Consider the following 22892-nt stretch of genomic DNA (forward strand, 5'->3'; position numbering starts at 1 on the left):
GCGCAGGCGGCCACTCGTGCACAAAAAAGAACGGCGGACCGAGGTCCGCCGTTCACTGTCTGCGATAGCTGGATCGCTTATTTCGAGATCAGGCACGTGCCGCCGGCAGCCCGGAACTTGACGCAGAGCGCTGCGGCGTCGTCCTTGGAGCCAACCGCGACACGGACGCGGTAGTATGTACCCTTGCCGGCGATGTCGACCTTGCGAACCTCCATCGGATGGCCACCGATGACGCTGGCATATTTCGCCGCCATGTTGGCCTGCGAGCGCTTGGCCTCCTGCTCGGAAGGCAGCGACGCGATCTGCATGCCATAGCCGCCGGCCGAGGCCGTAGCTGCGGGTGCGGTCTTGACCGGCTGCGCTGCCTGCGTGGCCGAAGCCACACGAACAGGCTGAGGAGCAACCGGAGGCTTGGCGGCTACGGGGGCTGCCGATGCTGTTTGCGTCGGACGGGCCGTCGGCACCGGTGCTGCGTCGGTGGAGCCGGCGGCAGGCGTGTTGGCCGGCGGCTGGGCAGCAGCGGGTACGTTGGCAAGCTGCGTCGTCTTCACCATGCGGATCGGAGCGCTGTCGGCACTCGGCGCATCGCCGTCGTCGGACGATGCAATCTGGGTGTTGCCGGCAGCAGGCGTCGTCGGCGCTGCAGTCGCAGCGGGGGCGGCTGGCGTTGCGCTGTCATCTGCGGGAGCCGCCTCTTCGCGAGCCACGAGCGAGCCGTCAGGCTTGACGATCATGGTGCGAACGCGGCGCGCCGCAACGCCGGAATTGCCGTCCTGGCTGGTGGCCGCAGGGTTGCCTTGGCCTGGCAACAGGCGCGGATCTTCGGTTTCGCCGACGGGTGTCGACAGGTTGGCTTCTCCGCTGCCGTCATTGTCATCGGGAAGGCTGTTTTCGGGGATCAGCGTCTTCTGGACGACGTCGACCGGCTGCTCGTCCGAAGTCACGAGTTCCTTCTGCTTCGGCGGCTGGGTGGCCGCGCCGGCAACACGGTCGTAGACCGCCTTGTCCTGGTTCGGCACCACCTTGCCACCCGGATCGGTCGGAACGACCTTCACGGGATCCTTGTCGGCAGTGATGACGCGTGGCTCACCAGATGCAAAGCTGATCGGCGACCCGTTATGGGAGACCCAGCGGTACATGCCATAGGCGCCGCCACCGAGCACGACGACAGCGGCAGCAGCGATGGCGATCCCGCGCATGGAACGCGCCCGCCAGCGGTCGTTGGCCGTGTGCGACGATTCGAACATCATCGGCGAGACATTCTCAGGCCGGCTGGATGTTTCGCGGAAACTCTGGCGGAAATCTTCCTCCAGCGCCCGTTCGAACTCGTCGAGGCCTCCGCCGGTCTTCTGCTGCATCGTGACGCCGCGAACGGGAACAGACGTTGCCACTCCCGGTGGGAATGCAGCTTCCGTCATGGATGGCGCCGAGGCTGGCTCGGGCGAAGTATCGGCCGGCGCACTGAACAGGCTCGCCATCTCCGCATCGATGTCGAAATCGTAGTCCGGAGCCGCAGCGACCGGCTCGTCCGGTTCCGCCGGCGGCAGTGCCGGAACGTGGATATCCTCGAACGTCTCGACCCGGTCTTCCGTCTCCGAAATCTCATTGGGATCGAATGGCAGTTCCTGGTAGCTGTCGACGACGGGTTCAGCCTCGTGGACGGCGGCTCGCGGTTCTGCAGGCGCAGCAGCGCTGGCATAAGTTGGCGCAGCAGCGCTGGCATAGGTAGCGGCGGCTGCAGCAGCATAGTTTGGAGAAGGCTGGACGGCGGCCACAGGCTCCGGCTGTCTCCAGTCGGTTGCCGGCTCAGCAGCCTTTGCAGGCTTTTCGACCTCTGCGAGCGACTTCGGGTCGGCAAAATCGAGTTCCGCCAGTTCCAGTTCGATATCGGCAAGATCGAGGTCGAAATCATGCTCGTCGAAGCCATCGAAGTCTTCGTCCGCAGCAGCAACGACCGGCTCGGGGTCAGGTAACTTCACCGGTTCAGGCTGGGCCATGACAGGCGTGGCCATCGTCGGACGTGGTGCTGCCGGATTGACGAGTGAAGGATCGATCCGCGCGGCGATTTGTTCGCGCGACGGCACGGGATAACGCGATACGTCTGCCAGGAGATCGTCGATATCAAGACCCTGGTAGCTGCTCGCAGCCGGCACATGGACAGGTTCCGGCACAACAGAAGCGGAAGCCATTTCGTCTTCGCGGGCCGCAGGTGCGAGATCGACGCTGGCAGCCGGGGATTCTTCTTCCATACGAGCCAGAGTCGGCTCGTGCTCGGAAACCACAGGCGCCTCGGCCTGTATTGCTTCGTCACGGTCCATATCCACACGATAGGCAGGCTGCTCGTGCGCCACGAATTCTGCGACGGGTTCGTGTGCAACGGTCGCGACTTCCGGCGGCGCAGCAGGCGCAACAGCTTCAACGGTGGGCACAGGCTCGACCGCGCCGAAGGCATCCATCGTCGGCTCGCGGCGTGGAGCATTGAAATTCGCAAGCGGCAATCGAATGGTGGCTGCAGCCCACTGCTGCGTTCTCGGCGCGGCCGGCTGCACGTCCGGTGCGGAGATCGACATTTCCAGTTCGTCGACCAGATCGCGGTTGCCAACCTCAGGCGCAGACGCCAGTTCTTCCAATTCTTCGGCAGCGACCGGCATGGTGGTCGGCTCGACGACCGAATCCCAGCTCTCCGCAGCCGGTTCAAAATGCGAGGCATCGACGACCGCTGGCTCAGCATGAACTGGCTCTTCCGGCTGCAGCACCTGCTCTGCATGCGGAGCTTCGTACGCGGCCTGCACTTCGGCCTGCGGCTCCGGCGCATGCGTCGGTTCGACGGCGGCGAAATCGTTGGCAGGCGTCCCGTTCCCGTACACAGGCTCAGAATAAACGGCTGGGCTGGGCTGGGATGCCTGGGGAGTGCGCGGCGCGTCGTAACGCTCGAACTCGCGGAGCAACTCGTCCTCGAGATCGAAAGCCGGCTCCTGCCGCTGGTTTGCAGCGACAGGTGTGGATGGCCGCTTGTCGTATCCGACGATGCGGGCGAGTTCGGCGAGCGGATCGTCGTCCGCGAAGAACTCATCTTTTCCGCCTGCGCGGTACGCCAACTGTTTTTCAGCCATTACTTCATCCACCCGCAACTGCTACGCTATTGCCAGCGCAATGTGGGTAAATGGTGACGTTTATCGCATTTCAGCCGGTGCTGCGGTCCCGGTAATACCGAGACCAGATTTCAAAACCGACGCGACAGCGTGCACCAGCCCAAGTCTGGCAATGCTCAATTCTCGGTTTTTATCGTTAACAAATCGTAATTCCGGAAAATCTTTACCTTTATTCCAGTGTCCGTGGAAGAAACTCGCCAGGTCATACAGGTAAAATGCGATGCGATGCGGCTCCTGGGCCAGCGCCGCACTCTCGATGATTCGCGGAAACTCCGCTAGTTTGGCGACAAGCGCCAGCTCCGTCGGATCGACAATCGCACCATGGACGGCAGCCGCCATTTCCTCGACAGATACTTCCAGACCCGGGAATGCTTCCTTCGCCTGGCGGAAGATCGACATGCAGCGCGCGTGGGCATATTGCACGTAGAAGACAGGGTTGTCCTTCGACTGCTCGGTCACCTTGGCGAAGTCGAAGTCGAGCGGCTCGGAGCTCTTTCTGTAGAGCATCATGAAGCGCACAGAGTCGCGGCCGACTTCGTCGACGACCTCGCGGAGCGTCACGAAGTCGCCGGAACGCTTCGACATCTTCACCGGCTCACCGTTGCGCAACAGCTTGACCAGCTGGCACAGCAACACCGTCAGCTTGGCCTTACCGTCGGAGACCGCACGGGCCACCGCTTCCAGCCGCTTGACGTAGCCCCCATGGTCGGCGCCGAGGACGTAGATCATTTCGTTGAAGCCACGGTCGTACTTGTTCTTGAAGTAGGCAACGTCGGCAGCAAAGTAGGTGTAGGAGCCGTCCGACTTAATAAGTGGTCGATCCATGTCGTCGCCGACCTCGGTCGAGCGGAACAGCGTCTGCTCGCGATCTTCCCAGTCCTCTGCCACCTGCCCCTTAGGCGGCGGCAGGGTTCCCTTGTAGACGAAGCCCTTGAAGGTGAGGTCGTTGATCGCGGTGCGGATCGGCGCAGCGCCGTTGGCGTGCAGCGTCCGCTCGGACAGGAACACGTCATGCCGCACGTTGAGAGCTGCAAGATCCTCGCGGATCATGGCCATCATGGCGTCGATGGCCTTGTCCTTGACGATGGGCAGCCACTGGTCTTCCGGCATGCTACGCAGCTTGGTGCCGAATTCATCCGCCAGAGCTTTGCCAACCGGCACGAGATAATCGCCCGGGTACAGTCCCGCCGGAATTTCGCCGATCTGCTCGCCGAGTGCCTCGCGGTAGCGCAGGAACACCGAGCGCGCCAGGACGTCGATCTGCGAGCCGGCGTCATTGATGTAATATTCCTTGGTGACGCCATAGCCGGCGAACTCCAGCAGATTGGCCAACGTGTCGCCGACAACAGCGCCACGGCAATGACCGACATGCATCGGCCCGGTGGGATTGGCCGACACGTATTCGACATTGACCTTGATGCCGTCCCCGACGGTCGACCGTCCGAACGTCTCGCCATTGGCAATCACGCCGGACAGAAGGCGCTGCCAGTAGCCGATGGACAGGCGGATGTTGATGAAGCCCGGACCGGCGACGGAAACTTCTGCGATATCCGCATCTTCGCGCAACCGGACACAGATGGCGTCGGCCAGCACGCGCGGGTTAGTGCCCACGGCTTTCGCCAGCACCATCGCAGCATTGGTGGCCACATCGCCATGACTAGGATCGCGCGGCGGCTCGACGGCGACGCGGCGAAAGTCCAGCTCGGATCGCTTTTCCTTGATGATATCAATATCTTCAAGGGCGAGCTTAACTCTGGCTTCGAAGTCTGTGAATAGGTTCATAATCAGTTCCAAGCATGGGCGGTTTCAGTCAGCCATCCGTCGGCGACCCGGTGCCTAACGCAAATCGGGAGTCTGGTCAAACAATCGCCTGTGGGCACTTATGGCATAGGTATCAGTCATTCCGGCCAGATAATCGCCGACATGCCGGGCCTTGGCGGCATCGGCGAGGCCGGAGATATGATCCACCCAGTAATGGCTCTGCATCTCGCGCGGATCGGCCATATAGGCGTGGAAAAGATCGGTGACGATCTGAGCGGCACCCGCACGGATGCGCATGATATCGGGATGCCGGTAGATGCGCTTGAACAGCATAGCCTTGATCTGCCTGTCGGTCTCGGCCATGTCGGGCGAGAAGGCGGCGACCACGCGGCCGGCATTGCGGATATCCTGAGCGCTCGTCGGCCGGATCGAGGCGAGATTTTCCTGCGCCACCGAAATGACGTTCTCGACCATGCGGGTGATCTGCCGACGCATGATCTCATGGGTAAACCGGCTGGCTTCCAGATTGGGGTAACGGTCCCTCACCTCGGCCATCAGCCCGGCCAGAAACGGGATATCCTCCAGCATCTCGAAACTCAGATAGCCGGAGCGCAGGCCATCGTCGATATCGTGCGTGTTGTAGGCGATATCGTCGGCAATCGCCGCCGTCTGCGCCTCGAGGCTGGCATAGCTGCCGATCTCGAGATCGTGCAATTCGCAGTAATCGAGGATCGGCTGCGGCACCGGCCCGTGCGTGCCCTTGCCGTCCGGCGCCAGCAGCGGGCCATTGTGCTTCACCAGTCCCTCGAGCGTCTCCCAAGTCAGGTTCAACCCGTCGAACTCGGCATAGCGCCGCTCGAGCTTGGTGACGATGCGCAGCGACTGGGCATTGTGGTCGAAGCCTCCATAGGGCTGCAGCATCTCGTGCAGCGCATCCTCGCCGGTGTGGCCGAACGGCGTATGGCCGAAATCATGGACCAGCGCCACGCCCTCCGCCAGATCCTCGTCGAGCCGCAGCGCCCGGGCCAGCGCCCTTGCCACCTGCGCCACCTCGATCGTGTGCGTCAGCCGCGTGCGATAATGATCGCCGTCCTGCGCGATAAAAACCTGCGTCTTGTGTTTCAGCCGCCGGAAGGCGGTTGTGTGGACGATGCGGTCTCGGTCGCGCTGGAAATCGGACCGGGTCGGGCTTGAGGATTCGTCATAGAGCCGGCCGCGCGTTGTCCAGGGGTCTGCCGCATAGATCGCCCGTTCGCCCGTGCCGAAACCCAATGCATGCCTGTCGATCGTCATAATCCATCCATCTCGGCCGCTGGCCATTGACGCCGCGTTCCGGCCTTCATACCTACAGTTTCAAGGAACGGCAAAGCAGTCCGGCGAAAACACCCAACTGTTGCTGTCGCCGCCAGAAGTTTGGTGATAGCCTTGTTCGATATCAGGCGTTTGAACGCCATCCTCAACTCATTCTCTCCGGGCCTTGACCCCGGCAGGAGGACATCATGACCGAAACAACTGTAACCCTTTCGGATTCCGCCGCCAAGCGCATAGCCGCAATCGTCAGCGCCGAAACCGGCAAGAGCGCGCTGCGCGTCGCCGTCGAAGGCGGTGGCTGCTCGGGCTTTTCCTACAAATTCGATCTCGTCGAAGCCCCCGCCGAGGACGACATCGTCGTTGCCAAGGGCGACGCCACAGTCTTCATCGACAAGCTGTCGCTGATCTACATGGCAGGCTCGCAGATCGATTTCGTCGACAACCTGCTCGGCCAGTCCTTCCAGATCAACAATCCGAACGCGGTCGCCAGCTGCGGCTGCGGCACCAGCTTCTCGGTCTGAACCGACAGACAGCATTCCAGAACCGGTCGACGGCACAGCCGCCGGCCGGTTTTCTTTTGTCCTGAAGCCAATGGCCAAGCGCCGGTCGTAACGATAAAAGGGGCAATCCAAGGAGTCCCTCGCCCATGAAAATCGCCACCTGGAACATCAACGGCATCAAGGCCCGCATCGACAACCTTTGCCAGTGGCTGAAGGATTCCAGTCCCGATATCGCTTGCCTGCAGGAAATCAAATCAGTCGACGAGGGCTTTCCGAGGCTGCAGATCGAGGAGCTCGGCTACCATGTCGAGACCCACGGCCAGAAGGGCTTCAACGGCGTGGCGATCCTGTCGAAGCAGAAGCCGGATGCGGTGATCCGTGGCCTGCCGGGCGACGATACCGACGAGCAGTCGCGCTTCATGGAAGCCTGCGTCTCCATCGCCGGCGACCGGACGCTGAGGGTCGGCTGCATCTATCTTCCGAATGGAAATCCGATCGATACCGAAAAATATCCCTACAAGCTCGCCTGGATGGAGCGCCTGCAGGCCTTTGCAGCCGGCCGCCTGGCGCTCGAGGAGCCGCTGATCCTTGCCGGTGACTACAATGTCATCCCGGAGCCGCAGGACTGTTTCGATCCGAAGGCATGGGCCAGCGACGCGCTCTATCTACCGCAGACGCGCCAGGCCTTCCGGAGACTGGAAAATCTCGGCCTCACCGATGCCCTACGCGCCACCAGCGACCAGGCGAAGCTCTATACGTTCTGGGATTATCAGGCCGGTGCCTGGCCAAAAAACAACGGCATCCGCATCGACCATCTGATGCTGTCACCGGAAGCTGCCGACAGGATGACATCTGCCGCCGTCGAAAAACACGTTCGCGCCTGGGAAAAACCGTCCGACCACGTACCGGTCGTCGCCCATTTCGATTTTGCGGCCTAGCGGGCAATTACGCCCGCCCCTTTACTCTGGAGCGGTCACGTCGAGTTTGTGGGCCATGACGACGGCGTTGCGGCGGTCGTTCTCGTTGGCGACGGAGAAAGCCTGCTCCTGCAGGTCTTCCATCCACGGACAATCCTTCGGCTTGCACTTGTCGAGGGCCGCCGTCATGAACGCCAGCCCGCGTGTCGACTGGCCTTCCTGGAAAAGGATATTGCCGAACACGGCCATGGCGCCGGGATGGCCGCTCTTGCGAGCCTGATTGAGCCACTTCTTCGCCTGCTGGACATTCGGCGTGCCGCCCTCGCCCGACAGCATCATCTTCGCCAGCTGGAACTGTGCCTCGGCGATACCAAAGGTCGATGCGACCTGAAAATACAGCTGGCGCGCCTGGTTCAGGTCCGTCTTGACCGGTGTATTGGGAATTCCGCTCTTGTAGTAGTTGGCGAGAGAAAGCAGCGCATTGATGAAGAAGCCGGTGTCTTCGGACCCGGGTTCGACGCCTTGCTGGGCGATCTCGTTGTAGATCTTGAAGGCCTCGAAGTCGTCCTGTGCAACGCCGTCGCCATCGGCATACATGTTCGCAAGTGCCCAGCGCGAGCCGGTATGGCCTTTTTCGGCCGCATATTTGTAAGCTTCGACGGCTTCTTCCTTCTGGCCGTTCTTGTAGGCCTTGAAGCCGAACTTGAAGAGGTCGAAGGGTCCCGATTCCTTTGAGACGCCGGCATTGATATCAAAGGCCAAAGCAGGTGCCGCAACGGCAGCCGGCACGATCAACGCCATGCCAAGCCATATAACTCGTACTGATGGAAACTCGGATCTAAGCATCACAGTCGATTTCTTTCGCTCTATCCGGATACGCCACGATCAACCCCTCGTCACCGTTCAGCGCCGGATAAACTCCCACAAGCCGCATACACCGGCCCGCATTCCATTCCGACCGGACCTTGAGAACGCCCCCGCTCCAGGATCCACTCGCCGCTTGTCCAAGCGCTGCGGCAAGCCGTTTCCAAACTTCGGAAACATTTGCCGCCTCGCCTTTCGTCACATTTTCAACCGTATCGCGAAATTGTGACCAAACCAGCGTAGGCACGTCCAACAGAGAATTTTTTGGCTCTTCAAACGTCAAAAAATTCTTCATCAGGGATCGATAGGCAGACTCATTAAATTTCAAAAAGCACCATGGAAACAGGAAGCTACGCCTATTTTCTCGAAGTTACTCGAACCTCGGTTATGACACTTGTCTGACATTCTCCGAAACCAGCATGAAGATCCCCACTACACGTTTTCAGACAGGCTCGCCCTGAGCCCGCACTTATCGGTGCGCTCTCTTTGTGGCGGGAAATGGACAGATTTCCCGCAGGACGGGGCAGCGTAAACGGTTGCAAACGAGTGTTGCGATTTCGTCACAAAATGGCGCAACGGCGCGCACGTGTCCCACCCCGAGCAACTGTACGGAGCGGATAGGGATGGGGAAATATTGATTGAGCCAGCTAGAACTTGACCTTGACCGATGTCGAAAGGGCACCGACGAAATCGTTGCCGTAGCGATAGGTGACATCGTCGCCATAGGTCACACCGTCTGATGTGACGGTGCCGGACTTGCCTGACGTCAACAAACCGACAGCGCCGGCAAGCCGATACTCGACATGCTCGGTCGGCGAGAAGGAGAGGCCTGCCCCAAGCATCCAAGTATCCGACGACAAACCATATCCCTGGCTCGTGCCCTGGTCCCAGGTGAGGCTGACGGCGCCGCTCCACTGGGCATTGAACTTGTGTCCGATACCGCCGCTCAACGTCCATCCGTCCTTGTAGAGGAGATCGAGGGAAGTGAGTTCCACCGCACTGCCCGGCCTGCAGGCAACCAGTCCGCGCGTCGATTTCGGACAGAATGCGATACTCTGCAGCGTGCTCCAGTTGGTCCATTTGGCGGAACCGAAGGCCAGCCAGTCGGGCGCGATGCCGGTCTGCAGCTTCAGCTCCAAGGAATCCGGCGCCGTGGCAGAGCCGTAGACGGGCGTGACCGTGCCGACAGCTGGATTGCCGGGGACGGCAATCTTCGGCACAGCGCTGAGGTCGACCGTGCCGGCCAGATTGTCGTAGTCAACTTGGCTGTTGTAGACGAGGCTGGCGCGCATCGCGTATTCGGGGATTTCATAAGCGACACCGGAGCGCCAGCCCCAGCCGCTGCCACTGATGTCAAGGCGCCCCATGCCGCTGTAAAGCGACGACAGAGGCGCCGGCAGGGGTGCCACCAGTTCCTGCTTGAAGCCGCCCACCTCTTGGAAGAAGCTGCCGCCGATCAGCCGCAGTTGGCCCGGACCCGCGTCGAACTTGTAGGAGCAGGTCAGGCCGTAGTTGTGGCTGTAGATCTTTTCCTCGGTGTTGTAGTTGGCACCGGCCCAGTTCGTCCCGGGATTGGAATGCGCGCCGAACGGCTCGGAGTAATCGGCCAGGCAATCGACGTCGTCGGTGATGCCGATCTTGATGCCCACGGAAGGCACGCCGAAATTGGGACCGTCGCTGACGGAGTGCGGGCGATTGTTGAGGTTGCCATCGCGTGGATTGATGTCACGCGCATCGGTGAGCTTCCGGTCGGGCAACACGAATGTAACGCCGCCTTCGAAGGCATAGCGTGACTTGTCGAAGAGCAGGTCGATGTCGTAGCCAGCGCGTTCAATGCCGCCGGCGTAAGCGGAACTGACGAAGCTACAGCCGGCAAGCAGCACGAGGGCGGCCTTGGCCACTGCACGATGTCCCATTACACTTCCCCGGTACCCTACTGCGGCGATCTTACGGCCATCGCAAGAATAGGCAACGCAACGGTGAGCCCGTTACATCGATACCGGTGTGATCACCGGGAGAACTGGCGTCACCCCATCGCTCGAATATCACAAAGCGCAAAATTTTCTTCCGGAGAATGCATCGTTCAACGCGCGCAATAGATTCTCTTTCTATCTCTTGCGTTCGATGTATCAAACGGACCACAGCAGCGAAATATAACTGCCCCCTTAAAGTGAGGGGTTTCGTATTCAACCCAAGACTATAATTCGAATCCAGCCGATCCACCTGAAGTCGAATTTTCTCATGGATTCAAGAAGGGCGCACCACTTTCGCGGTACGCCCATTGTAATCCACCGAACGATTCTCCAGCGGCTGTGACGATCAGCTGACTTCGCCAAGCCTTGTCAGAGCGACCTTGAGGCTGGCCAGCTGGCTCTGTAGCTCCTCCAGCCGTTCGCGTTCGGCAGCCACGACTTCGGGGTTGGCATTGGCAACGAACCGCTCGTTCGACAATTTCCCGACGATGCGATCCGCCTCAGCCTGTGCCTTGGCGACGGCCTTTTCAAGCCGGCTGCGCTCGGCGTCGATATCGATCAATGTGCCTAGCGGCAGGCATGCAGTCGCCTCGCCGATGACGATCTGTGCCGAGCCCTTCGGCGCAGCTTCGGCAAGCGAGATCGCCTCGACGCGGGCAAGCCGCTTGATCGCTGCATCGTGGCGGAACAGCCGCTCGCGGGTGACGCCATTGGCATCGACGAACACCAGCGGCGCTGTGGCTGCTGGCGGCACGTTCATTTCCGAGCGGACCGAACGGATACCCGAGACCAGGTCGATCAGCCAGTTGATCTCTGCGGCCGCGACATCGTCAGCGTAGGACGGCACCGGCCAGTCGGCGTGGCAGATCAATCCGTCACGCTCCTTGCCCTCGCCGGCCGTGTGAGCCCAGAGCTCTTCCGTCATGAACGGCATGAACGGATGCAGAAGCTTGTAGATCTCCTCCAGCACGTAGGCGCTGCAGCCCTGCGCCTCGACCTTGTCGGCCTCTTCCTCGCCCATGAAGACAGGCTTCAGCAGTTCCAGGTACCAGTCGCAGAACTGGTTCCAGACAAAGCGATAGAGAGCGCCGGCCGCATCGTTGAACCGGTAAGCCTCGAGTGCCTCCGTGACATCGCGGGTGGTGCGCGCCAATTCTGTCAGGATCCAGCGGTTGACCGTCAGTTCAGCCGCCTCGGGCACGAAATGCGCGCCGCTGGCAGCGCCGTTCATCTCCGCAAACCGCGTCGCATTCCACAGCTTGGTGCCGAAGTTGCGGTAGCCGGCTATGCGTGCCGGATCGAGTTTCACGTCACGCCCCTGTGCTGCCATGATCGCCAATGTGAAACGCAGCGAGTCGGCACCGTACTCATCGATCAGTTCAAGTGGGTCGATGACGTTGCCCTTCGACTTCGACATCTTCTGGCCGCTCTTGTCGCGAACCAGCGCATGAACATAGACCGTGTTGAACGGCTCGACCCCGTTGCCGGCGTCGTCCTTCATGAAGTGCAGGCCCATCATCATCATCCGGGCGACCCAGAAGAAGATGATGTCGAAACCCGTGACCAGCACGTTGGTCGGATAGTAGCGGGCAAGCTCCGGCGTCTGCTCAGGCCAGCCGAGCGTCGAAAACGGCCAGAGAGCGGACGAGAACCAGGTGTCGAGCACATCCTCGTCGCGGATGAGGATTTCGCCGGGCTTGAAGTTCTCCAGTTTCTCCTCGACCCAGGCCTTCCAGACACCTTCATGGGACAGGTAGTGCTGGATCGCAGCCTGCAGCGCCTCTTCGTCGGTCTTTTCGACGAAAACCTGACCATCCGGGCCGTACCAGGCCGGGATCTGGTGACCCCACCAGAGCTGGCGCGAAATGCACCAGGGCTGGATGTTGTCCATCCACTCGAAATAGGTCTTGTCCCAGTTCTTCGGCACGAAATTGGTGCGGCCTTCGCGCACGGAGGCGATGGCCGGCCCTGCCAGCGTCTTCGCATCGACAAACCACTGGTCGGTCAGCATCGGCTCGATGACGACGTTCGAGCGGTCGCCGAACGGCTGCATGATCTTCTTGGCTTCGACGTAGGGAATATCGTTGCCTTCGGCATCCTTGACAGTGACAGCCAAGCCCTCGGCGTTGATCGCATCCACAATGCGCTTGCGGGCGACGAGCCGGTCGAGACCGCGATAGTCTTCCGGTACGAGGTTGATGTCGTCGATTTCGGATTCCGTCGGCATGTCGCCGCCGCGGGCAATCGCCTGCGCCTGGGCAGCGCAGACCGCATAGGGCTCGCCGTCATCGCGCATTTCGGCGCGGCCGTTCATCAGCCGGTAGAGCGGAATGTCGTTGCGCTTGGCGACCTGGTAGTCATTGAAATCATGGGCGCCGGTGATCTTCACCGCGCCGGAGCCGAAGTCCGGTTCCGGATATTCGTCGGTGATGATCGGGATCAGGCGGCGATGCTCCTTCGGCCCGACCGGGATTTCACAGAGCTTGCCGACGATTGGCGCATAACGTGTATCCGAGGGATGGACGGCCACGGCGCCATCGCCCAGCATCGTCTCCGGCCGGGTGGTCGCGATCGAGATGTAGTCGCGCTCCTCCTGGAAGGTGACGTTGCCGTCGGCATCCTTCTCGACATAGGTATATGTCTCGCCTCCGGCCAGGCGGTACTTGAAGTGCCACATATGGCCGTTGACTTCGCGGCTTTCGACCTCGATGTCGGAGATCGCGGTTTCGAACTGCGGGTCCCAGTTGACCAACCGCTTGCCGCGATAGATCAGGCCTTCCTTGTAGAGCGACACGAAGACCTTGAGGACGGCTTCCGAAAGCCCCTCGTCCATGGTGAAGCGCTCCCGCGACCAGTCGCAGGAGGCGCCGAGGCGCTTCAGCTGGTTGAAGATCAGGCCGCCCGACTCGTCCTTCCATTCCCAGACCTTGTCGATGAAGGCATCGCGGCCCATGGCCACACGGCCCGGCAGTTGCAGTTCCTTCAGCTTGCGCTCGACGACCATCTGCGTGGCAATACCCGCATGGTCCATGCCTGGTTGCCAGAGCACGTCCTTGCCGCGCATGCGCTCGAAACGCACCATGATGTCCTGCAACGTATTGTTGAGCGCGTGGCCCATATGCAGCGAACCGGTGACGTTCGGCGGCGGAATGACGATCGTGAACGTCTCGGCTCCCGGCTTGGCATTGGCACCAGCGCGAAACGCGTCGGCCTCGTCCCATTTCTGGGCGATTTTCGGCTCAACAGCGGCAGAATCATAGGTCTTTTCGAGCATTTTGGGACCGGATCTAGAGTTCGATGATGCCGGTTGGTAAACAGGATGGCCGTCGGCAAGTCAATAAAAAAGCCGCCCCGTGCCCGGAGCGGCTGTCGTCGCGAGGTGTCGGAAAAAACTAGCGGCGGGGGCCGCGGGCAACCCGTTCGATCTCTTCGCGCACCAGCTTTTCGACCAGCGTCGGCAGGTTGTCGTCCAGCCATTCCTGCAGCATCGGCCGCAGCATGTCCTGGGCGATGTCGTCGAGCGAACGGCGTTCGGCGCCAAGCGCTGCGGCAAGCTCGTCGAAAGAGCGGGCAACCTGTTCGCCGGTGGCCTCCGAGACCAGCATCTTCTGGGCCTCTTCATGCAACTGCGGCAGGAACCGGTCATGCTGCTCGGCAGGCGCTACATAGGCGGCCTCCGGCTCGACATGAACCGGCTGCGGCGCAGCGGCGCGCTCGGGCTGCGGCTGTGTCCGTACACCGGACGGCATGTCAGGTGCCCGAGTGACCTGTTCGACGGCCTGCTGCACCGGCTCGACCGGCCTGATGTGCACGACCACGTCGGACATCTCGGCAGCAAAATCCTGCGACACGGCAGCCATCGGCTCGCGTTGCATGTACCGCGCCTCAGCCTCGGCGATATCGGGCTGCATCGCATGCGAGCCAAGGCGCACCTCGGCAAGGCGGGCAGCCATTGCCGGCGGCAATTCGCGAGACGGCTGCGCTTCGCGGGATGGCGGAGCTTCGCGCGACGCGTTCATCTGCATGGAATTGCGATCGGAAGCGGCGCGCACGCGGGCGGCTACGTCGGCCAGCGACATTGTGCTGCGCGGCGCGGCATCCGGATCGTGGCCGGCCGAATTGGCGGCAACGAAGCGCGGGTCCTGGGGAGCCGGCATCGGCGGCATGTCGTCGTCGAGCACGCCTTCGAATTCATCATCGACAGTCAGATGTATCTCGTTGTCGTCGTTTTCCGCAGCCTCGTAGAGCGGCGGCATCGAAGCTGACAGGGAAGGACCACCACCTGGCTCGTTGCTTTCGATGATCTTGCGGATAGAGGCAAGAATCTCTTCCATCGACGGTTCACGCGCAACATTGGACTGAGCCATTTTCATCCCCGTTATCCTGCAGAAAGGACCGAAATGCCAGCGCGCCAGCCATTCGAATCATCGTCACCTTAGGATACTCTCCGGGGGAAAAAAATCACCGCGAATCGACTAAGTCCGCTGATGCACAGTTTTGTTTACCTTGTCCATAGCCGCACGCAAAAGCAGCGGCGATGGAAACACCGCAAATGAAAACGGGCACCCAGGGTGCCCGTCCGAATAATCGTCAACCGGCAGCCTTGCTCAGAAGACGAATTCCTTGACCTTGGCAAAGCCTGGCAGCGCCTTCACGGAGGCGTTGAAAAATGTGTTTTCCGAGATTGCCCCACGCTCGCGAACGAACACCGAGGCCCGCGCCGAATTGCCGAAACCCTTGACGACGACGAGACGGCCATTGTCGCGCAACTGTCCGAAAAGATCGGTCGATACTTCTTCGACAGCGCCGTTGACGAAGATCAGATCGTAAGGCGCTCCGGCAGCATGGCCCTTTTCAAGCGCACCTGTCGCCACCGTGACATTGCCATAGCCATGCGCCGAAAGCGTTTCGCGCGCCTGCGACGCCAAAGTCCCGTCGCATTCGAGCGCAACGACCGAGCCAGAAAGCAGCGACAGCAGCGCCGAGGTGTAGCCTGTTCCGGCACCGACCTCAAGCACCACATCGTCCTTGCCGATGGCGGCAAGCTGCAGCAGCTTTGCCAGCGGCGATGCCTGCATCAGGTAGCGGGGTGGATTGCCTTCGAGGGCCGGACAGATCTCGACGTCGTTATCGATATAGGCCAGCACCTTGAGCTTTTCCGGCACGAACGCTTCGCGCGGCACGGAGAGAAAAGCGTTCAGCACGGAGTGCGAGGTGACATCCGTCGTCCTGATCTGGCTCTCGACCATCTTCAACCGCGCGTTTCCGAAATCCATCATGCTCTCCCGCCCCATCAAAAGCGATTATCCGTGCACCGTCTTAGTCGCCGCCGCTAAAGCTTTCAAGGCGTGCATGTGGACGGAAGGGAAAATCCTGCGGAGAGCATCGTTGCTTCAAATTGACAATTGTCCGAGCGAATGTCATCGGGGATTAAATCTAAAGAGACAGGAGTGTCGAAGCGCATTCGGCCTTGAATAAGCAATCGCCCGGGACCAGAGCCTCCGGCGGATCAGTCAACGGACGCAAATCGCGCCCAAGCGTCCGCGCCATCAATTTTCTCTTTGATCTCGCGGTGGAAATAGCCGGAAACCAAAGGAAGAACTTGCAACACGAGTGCTATATGAACTTGCCCAATTGGGCACCATATTGGCGCTAAAATATTGATTTTATTGCTTTAGAAAGTGGAGGCCTCGCCCGGAATTGAACCGGGGTACGAGGATTTGCAGTCCTCTGCGTCACCACTCCGCCACGAGGCCATCCGTGTGTGGTCGCGGCGATTTAGACTAGCTCTAGACAGAGCGCAAGACCCTTCGCCGCCAACGGGATGATTTTTCGTACCCTTCGCTGCCAAGATAGGCTGCCATCAATAAGTCACCTGAAGGCGATGCGCCGCAGCTTTTCCGGGAAGCAGGCACTATCTGGCGTTCGGCTGTCGCTTGCGGCCCCACCATACCGACATGCGGCGGCGCCAGCGGCGGACGGTGGCGCTGTCCTGCGAAAGGATGACGAAACCAAGCGGTATCATCCAGAACCCGAGAATCGGCAGGAAGCCGAGGCAACCGCCTCCGATCAGCGCCGTGCCGACCGACATCCGCGCAAGCCGCGATTTCGGCAGCGGCACGTGCACGGAGCCGAGCACCAGCTTGCCGCGGGCGTGATCGACGCCAAAACGTGTTTTCGGCTTTGGCCGGCGCGTGGCGTCCGTATGTGGCGGGTTCGAAGCATCATTCATCCACAGGAAATGGTGATATGGGCGATTAATGCAAGACGATGGGCGATTTTTGAAAAAACCGCTTGGCAAATCGGGAAAGCATTTGTATTAGGCCACTCACACCGCGCCAAGCGGTCTTCCCTGGTAGCTCAGCGGTAGAGCATTCGACTGTTAATCGACAGGTCGCCAGTTCGAATCTGGCCCGGGGAGCCAAATTATAAAAAGCCTTTGCAGCAATGCAGAGGCTTTTTTCTTTTTCGATGCAATGGTTTCCAGCTCACCTTTCACACGTTTGGTGAAATGTGAGACAGCCGGTATTTCCCAAAAATGAACCGCTGCCTCCACGCGTCATATCTTGTGCCGCGACCCTGGACCTGCGACCAGTTGGCTCCAGCCGGACGGGTAGAGGTCGCCTCCCCAATGATCGCTAAAAGCCGTTGCCGTGTCGCCAGAGGAGCGTGAAATGAAACTTATGCCTGTGCTTGTCGCTACCGTCTTGCTCTTTCCCGGGATTTCGCTCGCGGCACAATGTACGCCGAATGACGGCTCGGCCCGGATTCTGGCATCCCCGAACCCGGACGACATCCATCCGGACTGGAGCGACGGCTCGACCATCGGTTTGAGCTGGACCTTCGAAGGCAAGGAGGTCGGCGACAGCGGCGACTACATGAAGGGAAAGCTGATTTCACCGCGCGGCGATGTCGCCAACAAGGGTGTCTATATTATCGCCCGCGAGTGGGATTGCACCGAATAGGCGCTGAGCCAAGCTCGGACTGAAACCAATCTCACTTCCCCGTTGCTCGAACGGGCAAAGCGGTGGAGAATGGCGTTTGTTCGACGTCCCGCGCCAAGACCCGCTGGAGGCGTGTGTAACCTTTCGTGTCCCAGCAGGAATCGATCCCTTGATCCACACATCCCTCACCCGACTTCGCGCCCTCAGCCTAGCCATTGGCACCTTCGTCGCCCTTGTGCTGCCGCAGACGGCTACCATGGCAGCGCCAAGCTGCTGGTCGCTGCTGCAAAGCAAATATGGTCCGGGTATCCTGAAAGCGGTCGACGAAGCCGATCCCTGCGCCAAAATTCCCGGTTTCGACAAGAAGGAACGCTTCAACCTCACGGGCCTCGACCTTTGCACCGCGCCGGATGGCGTGCAGATCAACGCCCAGGCTGACCTTGCCTGCAAATCGAGTTCGCACGGACTTCTCGGCGGCATCGACATGAAGGGCAAGCTGCAGGCATCGATGTCCGTCGATATCGGCGCCTGCAAGGTCACTGACGCCCGTGTCAGCGTCAGCGGCCCCGTCGGCGAATTGCTAAGCTCGGTCGGCGATATCCAGAACCTGGCGCGCAATTTTGCCCAGAAGAAGATCTCCGAGGTCTGCGGCCCCCATTAGGCGCATACTGTAAAAGACATCGACATTGCGTGCAGGCGGTCGGCCCCTGCGTCAAACCGCTGCGCCGTTGCCCTTTTGTACTCATGCCCTCTTCACTTTCCGCCTTCGCCGCTCCATATTCCAGGCATGGCTAGATCCCCGAAAAACTCTCCCGCTCGCGATGATCGAAATATCGGTTTCGAGGAGGCTCCGCAGGCGCCCTTCGAAGGCGCGCCGTTGTCAGGCGGGGTTGCCGACTGGGTGAAGCAGCTCGAAGCGGAAGCGGAGATTTCCGGCGTCGAGACGCAGCGCGAGATCGCCTCCAAGGCCGGCAAGCATCGCAAGAAGGTCGAAATCGCCGCCTCCAAATCGGCGCGCGGCACCTCCATGGGCGGTTCGACCGATCCGAAGACGCGGGCTGCCGCCGGGCTCAATCCGGTCTCCGGCATGGATACCTCGCTCGAGGACGCCGCCAATGCGGGCACGGCCGTCACCGCCACTGTGGAGGCACTGTCGGCGCTGATCGAAAGCGGCAATCCGCTGTTCAAGGACGGCAAGATGTGGACACCCCACCGTCCTGCCCGGCCGGAAAAATCGGAGGGCGGCATCAAAATCCGCATGCAGTCCGACTACGAGCCGGCCGGCGACCAGCCGACAGCGATCAAGGAACTTGTCGCCGGCATCGACAGTGGCGAGCGCAGCCAGGTGCTGCTTGGCGTCACCGGCTCCGGCAAGACCTTCACCATGGCCAAGGTGATCGAGGCGACGCAACGCCCTGCCCTGATTCTCGCGCCGAACAAGACGCTGGCGGCCCAGCTCTATTCCGAGTTCAAGAACTTCTTTCCCGACAATGCGGTGGAATACTTCGTCTCCTATTACGACTATTACCAGCCGGAAGCCTATGTGCCGCGCTCCGACACCTTCATCGAGAAGGAATCGTCGATCAACGAGCAGATCGACCGGATGCGCCACTCCGCCACCCGCTCGCTGCTGGAGCGCGACGACTGCATCATCGTCGCATCCGTCTCCTGCATCTACGGTATCGGCTCTGTCGAGACCTACACGGCGATGACGTTCCAGATGACGGTGGGCGACAAGCTCGACCAGCGGCAGTTGCTCGCCGACCTCGTGGCCCAGCAATACAAGCGCCGCGACATGGATTTCCAGCGCGGCTCTTTCCGGGTGCGCGGCGATACGATCGAGCTGTTCCCCGCCCACTTGGAAGACGCGGCCTGGCGGATCTCGATGTTTGGCGACGAGATCGACAGCATCACCGAGTTCGATCCGCTGACCGGCCACAAGACCGGCGACCTGAAATCGGTCAAGATCTACGCCAACTCGCACTATGTGACGCCGCGCCCGACGCTGAACGGCGCTATCCGCCACATCAAGGAAGAGCTGAAAATGCGGCTGGCCGAGCTCGAAAAGGGCGGCCGCCTGCTGGAAGCCCAGCGGCTGGAGCAGCGCACACGCTACGATATCGAGATGATCGAGGCGACCGGCTCCTGCGCCGGCATCGAAAACTATTCGCGCTATCTCACTGGCCGGAACCCCGGCGAACCGCCACCCACCCTGTTCGAATATATCCCTGACAATGCCCTGCTGTTCATCGACGAGAGCCACGTCTCCGTTAGCCAGATCGGCGGCATGTATCGCGGCGACTTCAAGCGCAAAGCGACGCTGGCCGAATACGGTTTCCGCCTGCCCTCCTGCATGGACAACCGACCGCTGCGCTTCGAGGAATGGGACGCCATGCGCCCCAACACCATCGCCGTGTCGGCGACGCCCGGCAACTGGGAGATGGAGCAATCCGGCGGCGTCTTTGCAGAGCAGGTCATCCGCCCGACCGGACTTATCGATCCGCCTGTCGAGGTGCGCTCCGCCCGCAGCCAGGTCGACGACGTGCTTGGCGAAATCCGCGAGACGGCGGCTGCCGGCTACCGCACGCTGGTCACTGTCCTCACCAAGCGCATGGCCGAGGACTTGACCGAATACCTGCACGAACAGGGCGTACGTGTGCGCTACATGCACTCCGATATCGATACGCTGGAGCGCATCGAGATCATCCGCGACCTCCGGCTCGGCGCCTTCGACGTGCTCATCGGCATCAACCTTCTGCGTGAAGGCCTCGACATCCCGGAATGCGGCTTCGTCGCAATTCTCGATGCCGACAAGGAGGGTTTTCTGCGCTCCGAGACGTCGCTGGTGCAGACCATCGGCCGCGCCGCGCGTAACGTCGACGGCAAGGTCATCCTCTATGCCGACAACATCACCGGTTCGATGAAGCGGGCGATGGAGGAAACCTCGCGCCGCCGCGAAAAGCAGGTGGCCTACAACACCGCCCACGGTATCACGCCGGAATCGGTGAAGGCCCGCATTTCCGACATCCTCGACAGCGTCTACGAGCGCGATCACGTCCGCGCCGATATTTCCGGCGTGTCGGGCAAGGGCTTTGCCGATGGCGGCAACCTGGTCGGGGGTAACCTGCAGGCCCATCTCAACGCGCTCGAAAAGCAGATGCGCGACGCCGCAGCCGATCTGGACTTCGAGAAGGCAGCCAGACTACGCGACGAGATCAAGCGCCTCAAGGCCGCCGAACTCGCCGTCATGGACGACCCGATGGCCCGCCAGGAAGCCAGGGCGGTCGAGGGCGACAACGGCAAGCCCAAAGGCAAGCGCAAAACTTCCATCTCTCCCGGTGGCGGGGCGATGTCGGCGCAGCCGACAGAGGGAGGCGTAAACGCATCCTCTGCCTCCTACTTCCAGAAACCGTCGCTCGACGACATGGGACCGGGCACCGACACGGCACGGCCGTTGTTCCGCAAGAACAGCCTCGACGAAATGACGGTCGGGCGTACGGAAAAGCCGGTGGCGGGCAGCCTGCCGGAACGTCCGCCGGAAACGGTGAGCAGCAAGAAGCGTTTTTCGCCGCTGCTCGAAGGGCAGCCGGACAAGGACGCCAGCCCCGCATCCGGCAAGGACGACCCTCGCCCGATCGTCCGCGCCAAGGCCGGCGCCGGCTCCTACGAGGATGCCGGCGACGCCAAGCGCCAGAAGCGCACCAAGGGCAAGACCGGACGGCCGGGGCGCTAGAAAACAAGGCTGCCCGCGCTCGCAAAGCAAAAAACTTGGGCCCGACAGGGCTCGTTGATGGGTTGCGGGCGCGCTGTTAAGACTAAGGCAATCTCCGCATGGCAAGCCATATGTCACTTGCCTTAAAGAGGACGGAACCATGGCGCTGATCGGCTTCAAGAATACCCACAACCAGCCTGTCTACGTCAATCCGGCGCAGGTGCTCTACGTCACGACTTTCGAAGAAGACGTGTCGATCATCGCCTTTGCCGTATCCGGCGCCGGCGGCAACCCGCTGACGATTTATGTGCGCGGCAATGTCGACCAGATCCGCATGAAGATCGACGGAACTGCCCAACGCTGATGACGGAGAGCGGCGCAAACGTGCGCCTGTCGTAACGATCCGATTTCAAACGGTCAGACGCAGGCGATGTCGCGAGCGACGTTCTCGCCAGCTTGCGCCCTCACCCGAACACCTCGCCGGGATAGGCACCCCAGATGGCGGCCTGCCTGACATACCCCGTGAGCCGCAGACCGCTCAGATGCACGCGGCACCAGCTGCCGTCGCAGGCCGATAGCCTCAGCAACACCTTCGGCTGCAGCACCGCGATTGCCGTCGCCTTGGCATTGGCGGCCACCCGCAGCGGCACGTTGGCCGAGAGCCAGGGGCCAACGATGCCGGTCCGCTGGCCCGATAGCAGCGAGCCGTACATCCACCCGGACGTGCCGTCGGAATCCCGCACCTGCCGCCAGCGGCCATATTCCTGGATGACTTCGAGCGGCAGGCCAGGCGCGACATAGATGAAGCGCGTCGCATAATCGAGCGAAGGCCCGATGCGCAAGCGCGCCTTTCGCGGTTTCAGCGACACGAAACGCGGCATGGCCAAGCCGCTTTCGCTGCCGCGCGCAAAGCCGGGCGCCAGCACCGGAGCAGGCGTGCCAGCGGATGTGCCCGACAGCAGAGGTGCGGCCGATGGCAGCGGCTGCGAGAGTGGCGAGACCAGCAGCACGATGGCCGAAAAACCGGCGACGGCCACGAGGCTGCGGGACAAGGGCGCCCTCACCGGCAGGCCGACACCTTCTTCAGCGCCGCCGAGATGCCGTCCAGCGAATAGGTGTAGCGGGTCGGCGTGCCGCGTTTCGAGGTGGCGCTGACGGTCATGTCGCTGCCGCCCTGCATCGCCGCCACGAGATCCGGCTCCTTGGCCACGTCCCGCACCCAGGCGGCATTGTCCTTGGACACCATGGCGAAGCGTTTGTCGTCGACCGAAACGGTGATCGGCGCGCCCGGCTTCAGCATATAGCCACGCACCGCCTCTGGCACGAAGCCGCCGTCGGCGGATGGCGACACCAGGAAAAAGTTCTTCCCGTGGTCGATCCCGGCAGGCTCCATCTTCTTCGGCATCGAAAGCGCATAGCAAACCGTCCCCGACTTCGCCGCATAGGAATAGACGCCCCAGTCATCGAACTGCTGGATCCGGCTAGGCTCGGCAAACGCCGCGGCAGAAGAGGCAAGAACGGCAGCGACAACGAGAAAAGAGGTTTTTCCAGGCATGATCTTCCAGACAGGTTTTGGACAAACTCAGGCCGGATTTCGGAACATTTCCGGCCACGCGAAGGCCCAATTGGAGACTGCCGGGGGTTACCGGGAGGTTAATGGGGTGGTTACGATATTGTGATGGAGAGTCCATTACCTAAGGAATTTTCAGGATTTCTAAACCCTTGAGTTAATTGGAGACCTCACCGACAGCCTCGAGT

General features: G+C 61.2%; 18 protein-coding genes and 2 tRNA genes. 7 read left to right on the plus strand and 13 right to left on the minus strand.

The features are described 5' to 3' along the window. Positions 1-77: 77 nt before the first annotated feature. The 3 genes from PR017_RS08310 to PR017_RS08320 are packed head-to-tail and all read right to left on the minus strand — an operon-like array spanning position 78 to position 6206. Positions 78-3113, minus strand: coding sequence for an SPOR domain-containing protein (locus PR017_RS08310; RefSeq protein ID WP_111221747.1), 3036 nt, complete (start codon positions 3111-3113; stop codon positions 78-80). A gap of 60 nt (positions 3114-3173) precedes the next feature. Further along, positions 3174-4934, minus strand: a complete 1761-nt coding sequence (argS, locus tag PR017_RS08315) for an arginine--tRNA ligase (protein WP_111221746.1) — start codon at positions 4932-4934, stop codon at positions 3174-3176. A gap of 54 nt (positions 4935-4988) precedes the next feature. Beyond that, on the minus strand, positions 4989-6206 hold the full coding sequence (locus PR017_RS08320) for a deoxyguanosinetriphosphate triphosphohydrolase (RefSeq protein WP_111221745.1): 1218 nt from the start codon (positions 6204-6206) through the stop codon (positions 4989-4991). A 206-nt stretch (positions 6207-6412) separates the two neighbouring features. Here PR017_RS08320 and erpA point away from each other — a divergent pair, with 206 nt between their 5' ends. Both erpA and xth read left to right on the plus strand, forming a co-directional pair. Continuing rightward, positions 6413-6745 carry an iron-sulfur cluster insertion protein ErpA gene (gene erpA / locus PR017_RS08325; RefSeq protein WP_111221744.1) on the plus strand — a complete coding sequence of 111 codons (333 nt, stop codon included), beginning with the start codon at positions 6413-6415 and terminating at the stop codon, positions 6743-6745. 125 nt (positions 6746-6870) lie between these two features. Then, positions 6871-7662, plus strand: a complete 792-nt coding sequence (gene xth / locus PR017_RS08330) for an exodeoxyribonuclease III (protein ID WP_111221743.1) — start codon at positions 6871-6873, stop codon at positions 7660-7662. A gap of 21 nt (positions 7663-7683) precedes the next feature. Here xth and exoR read toward each other — a convergent pair whose 3' ends face one another. From exoR to PR017_RS08370, 8 genes are all read right to left on the minus strand, one after another. Continuing rightward, positions 7684-8487, minus strand: coding sequence for an exopolysaccharide production regulator ExoR (gene exoR, locus PR017_RS08335; protein ID WP_111221742.1), 804 nt, complete (start codon positions 8485-8487; stop codon positions 7684-7686). Next, a complete protein-coding gene (locus PR017_RS08340; RefSeq protein WP_111221741.1) occupies positions 8480-8800 on the minus strand; it encodes a hypothetical protein in 321 nt (106 codons plus the stop codon). The genes exoR and PR017_RS08340 overlap by 8 nt, the downstream gene beginning before the upstream one ends. A gap of 352 nt (positions 8801-9152) precedes the next feature. Beyond that, a complete protein-coding gene (locus PR017_RS08345; protein WP_111221740.1) occupies positions 9153-10421 on the minus strand; it encodes an OmpP1/FadL family transporter in 1269 nt (422 codons plus the stop codon). Between the two features lie 403 nt (positions 10422-10824). Beyond that, positions 10825-13752 carry a valine--tRNA ligase gene (locus PR017_RS08350; protein WP_111221739.1) on the minus strand — a complete coding sequence of 976 codons (2928 nt, stop codon included), beginning with the start codon at positions 13750-13752 and terminating at the stop codon, positions 10825-10827. A 118-nt stretch (positions 13753-13870) separates the two neighbouring features. Further along, positions 13871-14845, minus strand: a complete 975-nt coding sequence (locus tag PR017_RS08355; RefSeq protein ID WP_111221975.1) for a DUF2497 domain-containing protein — start codon at positions 14843-14845, stop codon at positions 13871-13873. A gap of 240 nt (positions 14846-15085) precedes the next feature. After that, complete coding sequence (locus PR017_RS08360; protein ID WP_111221738.1) at positions 15086-15757, minus strand: protein-L-isoaspartate O-methyltransferase family protein; 672 nt, start codon at positions 15755-15757, stop codon at positions 15086-15088. A gap of 403 nt (positions 15758-16160) precedes the next feature. Further along, a tRNA-Cys gene (locus PR017_RS08365) sits at positions 16161-16234 on the minus strand. A 158-nt stretch (positions 16235-16392) separates the two neighbouring features. Beyond that, positions 16393-16710: a hypothetical protein gene (locus PR017_RS08370; RefSeq protein ID WP_111221737.1), complete on the minus strand. Its 318-nt coding sequence runs from the start codon at positions 16708-16710 to the stop codon at positions 16393-16395. A gap of 117 nt (positions 16711-16827) precedes the next feature. Here PR017_RS08370 and PR017_RS08375 point away from each other — a divergent pair. From PR017_RS08375 to PR017_RS08395, 5 genes are all read left to right on the plus strand, one after another. After that, positions 16828-16902, plus strand: a tRNA-Asn gene (locus tag PR017_RS08375). 250 nt (positions 16903-17152) lie between these two features. After that, the gene (locus tag PR017_RS08380) at positions 17153-17443 is read left to right on the plus strand and encodes a hypothetical protein (RefSeq protein ID WP_133255648.1); all 291 of its coding nucleotides are present in this window, start codon (positions 17153-17155) and stop codon (positions 17441-17443) included. A 148-nt stretch (positions 17444-17591) separates the two neighbouring features. Continuing rightward, positions 17592-18083, plus strand: a complete 492-nt coding sequence (locus tag PR017_RS08385; protein WP_240539099.1) for a hypothetical protein — start codon at positions 17592-17594, stop codon at positions 18081-18083. A gap of 126 nt (positions 18084-18209) precedes the next feature. Next, positions 18210-21155 (plus strand): excinuclease ABC subunit UvrB, encoded by a 2946-nt coding sequence (gene uvrB / locus PR017_RS08390; RefSeq protein WP_111221735.1) that lies wholly within the window; start codon positions 18210-18212, stop codon positions 21153-21155. A 139-nt stretch (positions 21156-21294) separates the two neighbouring features. Continuing rightward, positions 21295-21498, plus strand: coding sequence for a hypothetical protein (locus tag PR017_RS08395; protein WP_111221734.1), 204 nt, complete (start codon positions 21295-21297; stop codon positions 21496-21498). A gap of 100 nt (positions 21499-21598) precedes the next feature. On the opposite strand, the gene PR017_RS08400 is transcribed toward PR017_RS08395, so the two are convergent. Next, the gene (locus tag PR017_RS08400) at positions 21599-22186 is read right to left on the minus strand and encodes an SH3 domain-containing protein (RefSeq protein WP_240539098.1); all 588 of its coding nucleotides are present in this window, start codon (positions 22184-22186) and stop codon (positions 21599-21601) included. A gap of 8 nt (positions 22187-22194) precedes the next feature. Continuing rightward, positions 22195-22689 (minus strand): invasion associated locus B family protein, encoded by a 495-nt coding sequence (locus tag PR017_RS08405; protein ID WP_111221733.1) that lies wholly within the window; start codon positions 22687-22689, stop codon positions 22195-22197. Positions 22690-22892: the final 203 nt, after the last annotated feature.

It is taken from the genome of Rhizobium tumorigenes, from assembly GCF_003240565.2.
In the GTDB taxonomy this organism is placed as follows: Bacteria; Pseudomonadota; Alphaproteobacteria; order Rhizobiales; family Rhizobiaceae; genus Rhizobium; species Rhizobium tumorigenes.

Coding starts and splice junctions, on each gene's coding strand:
- PR017_RS08310 (WP_111221747.1), bottom strand. CDS start 3,113: ATGGCTGAAAAACAGTTGGCGTACCGCGCAGGCGGAAAAGATGAGTTC.
- argS (WP_111221746.1), bottom strand. CDS start 4,934: ATGAACCTATTCACAGACTTCGAAGCCAGAGTTAAGCTCGCCCTTGAA.
- PR017_RS08320 (WP_111221745.1), bottom strand. CDS start 6,206: ATGACGATCGACAGGCATGCATTGGGTTTCGGCACGGGCGAACGGGCG.
- erpA (WP_111221744.1), top strand. CDS start 6,413: ATGACCGAAACAACTGTAACCCTTTCGGATTCCGCCGCCAAGCGCATA.
- xth (WP_111221743.1), top strand. CDS start 6,871: ATGAAAATCGCCACCTGGAACATCAACGGCATCAAGGCCCGCATCGAC.
- exoR (WP_111221742.1), bottom strand. CDS start 8,487: ATGCTTAGATCCGAGTTTCCATCAGTACGAGTTATATGGCTTGGCATG.
- PR017_RS08340 (WP_111221741.1), bottom strand. CDS start 8,800: ATGAAGAATTTTTTGACGTTTGAAGAGCCAAAAAATTCTCTGTTGGAC.
- PR017_RS08345 (WP_111221740.1), bottom strand. CDS start 10,421: ATGGGACATCGTGCAGTGGCCAAGGCCGCCCTCGTGCTGCTTGCCGGC.
- PR017_RS08350 (WP_111221739.1), bottom strand. CDS start 13,752: ATGCTCGAAAAGACCTATGATTCTGCCGCTGTTGAGCCGAAAATCGCC.
- PR017_RS08355 (WP_111221975.1), bottom strand. CDS start 14,845: ATGGCTCAGTCCAATGTTGCGCGTGAACCGTCGATGGAAGAGATTCTT.
- PR017_RS08360 (WP_111221738.1), bottom strand. CDS start 15,757: ATGATGGATTTCGGAAACGCGCGGTTGAAGATGGTCGAGAGCCAGATC.
- PR017_RS08370 (WP_111221737.1), bottom strand. CDS start 16,710: ATGAATGATGCTTCGAACCCGCCACATACGGACGCCACGCGCCGGCCA.
- PR017_RS08380 (WP_133255648.1), top strand. CDS start 17,153: ATGAAACTTATGCCTGTGCTTGTCGCTACCGTCTTGCTCTTTCCCGGG.
- uvrB (WP_111221735.1), top strand. CDS start 18,210: ATGGCTAGATCCCCGAAAAACTCTCCCGCTCGCGATGATCGAAATATC.
- PR017_RS08395 (WP_111221734.1), top strand. CDS start 21,295: ATGGCGCTGATCGGCTTCAAGAATACCCACAACCAGCCTGTCTACGTC.
- PR017_RS08405 (WP_111221733.1), bottom strand. CDS start 22,689: ATGCCTGGAAAAACCTCTTTTCTCGTTGTCGCTGCCGTTCTTGCCTCT.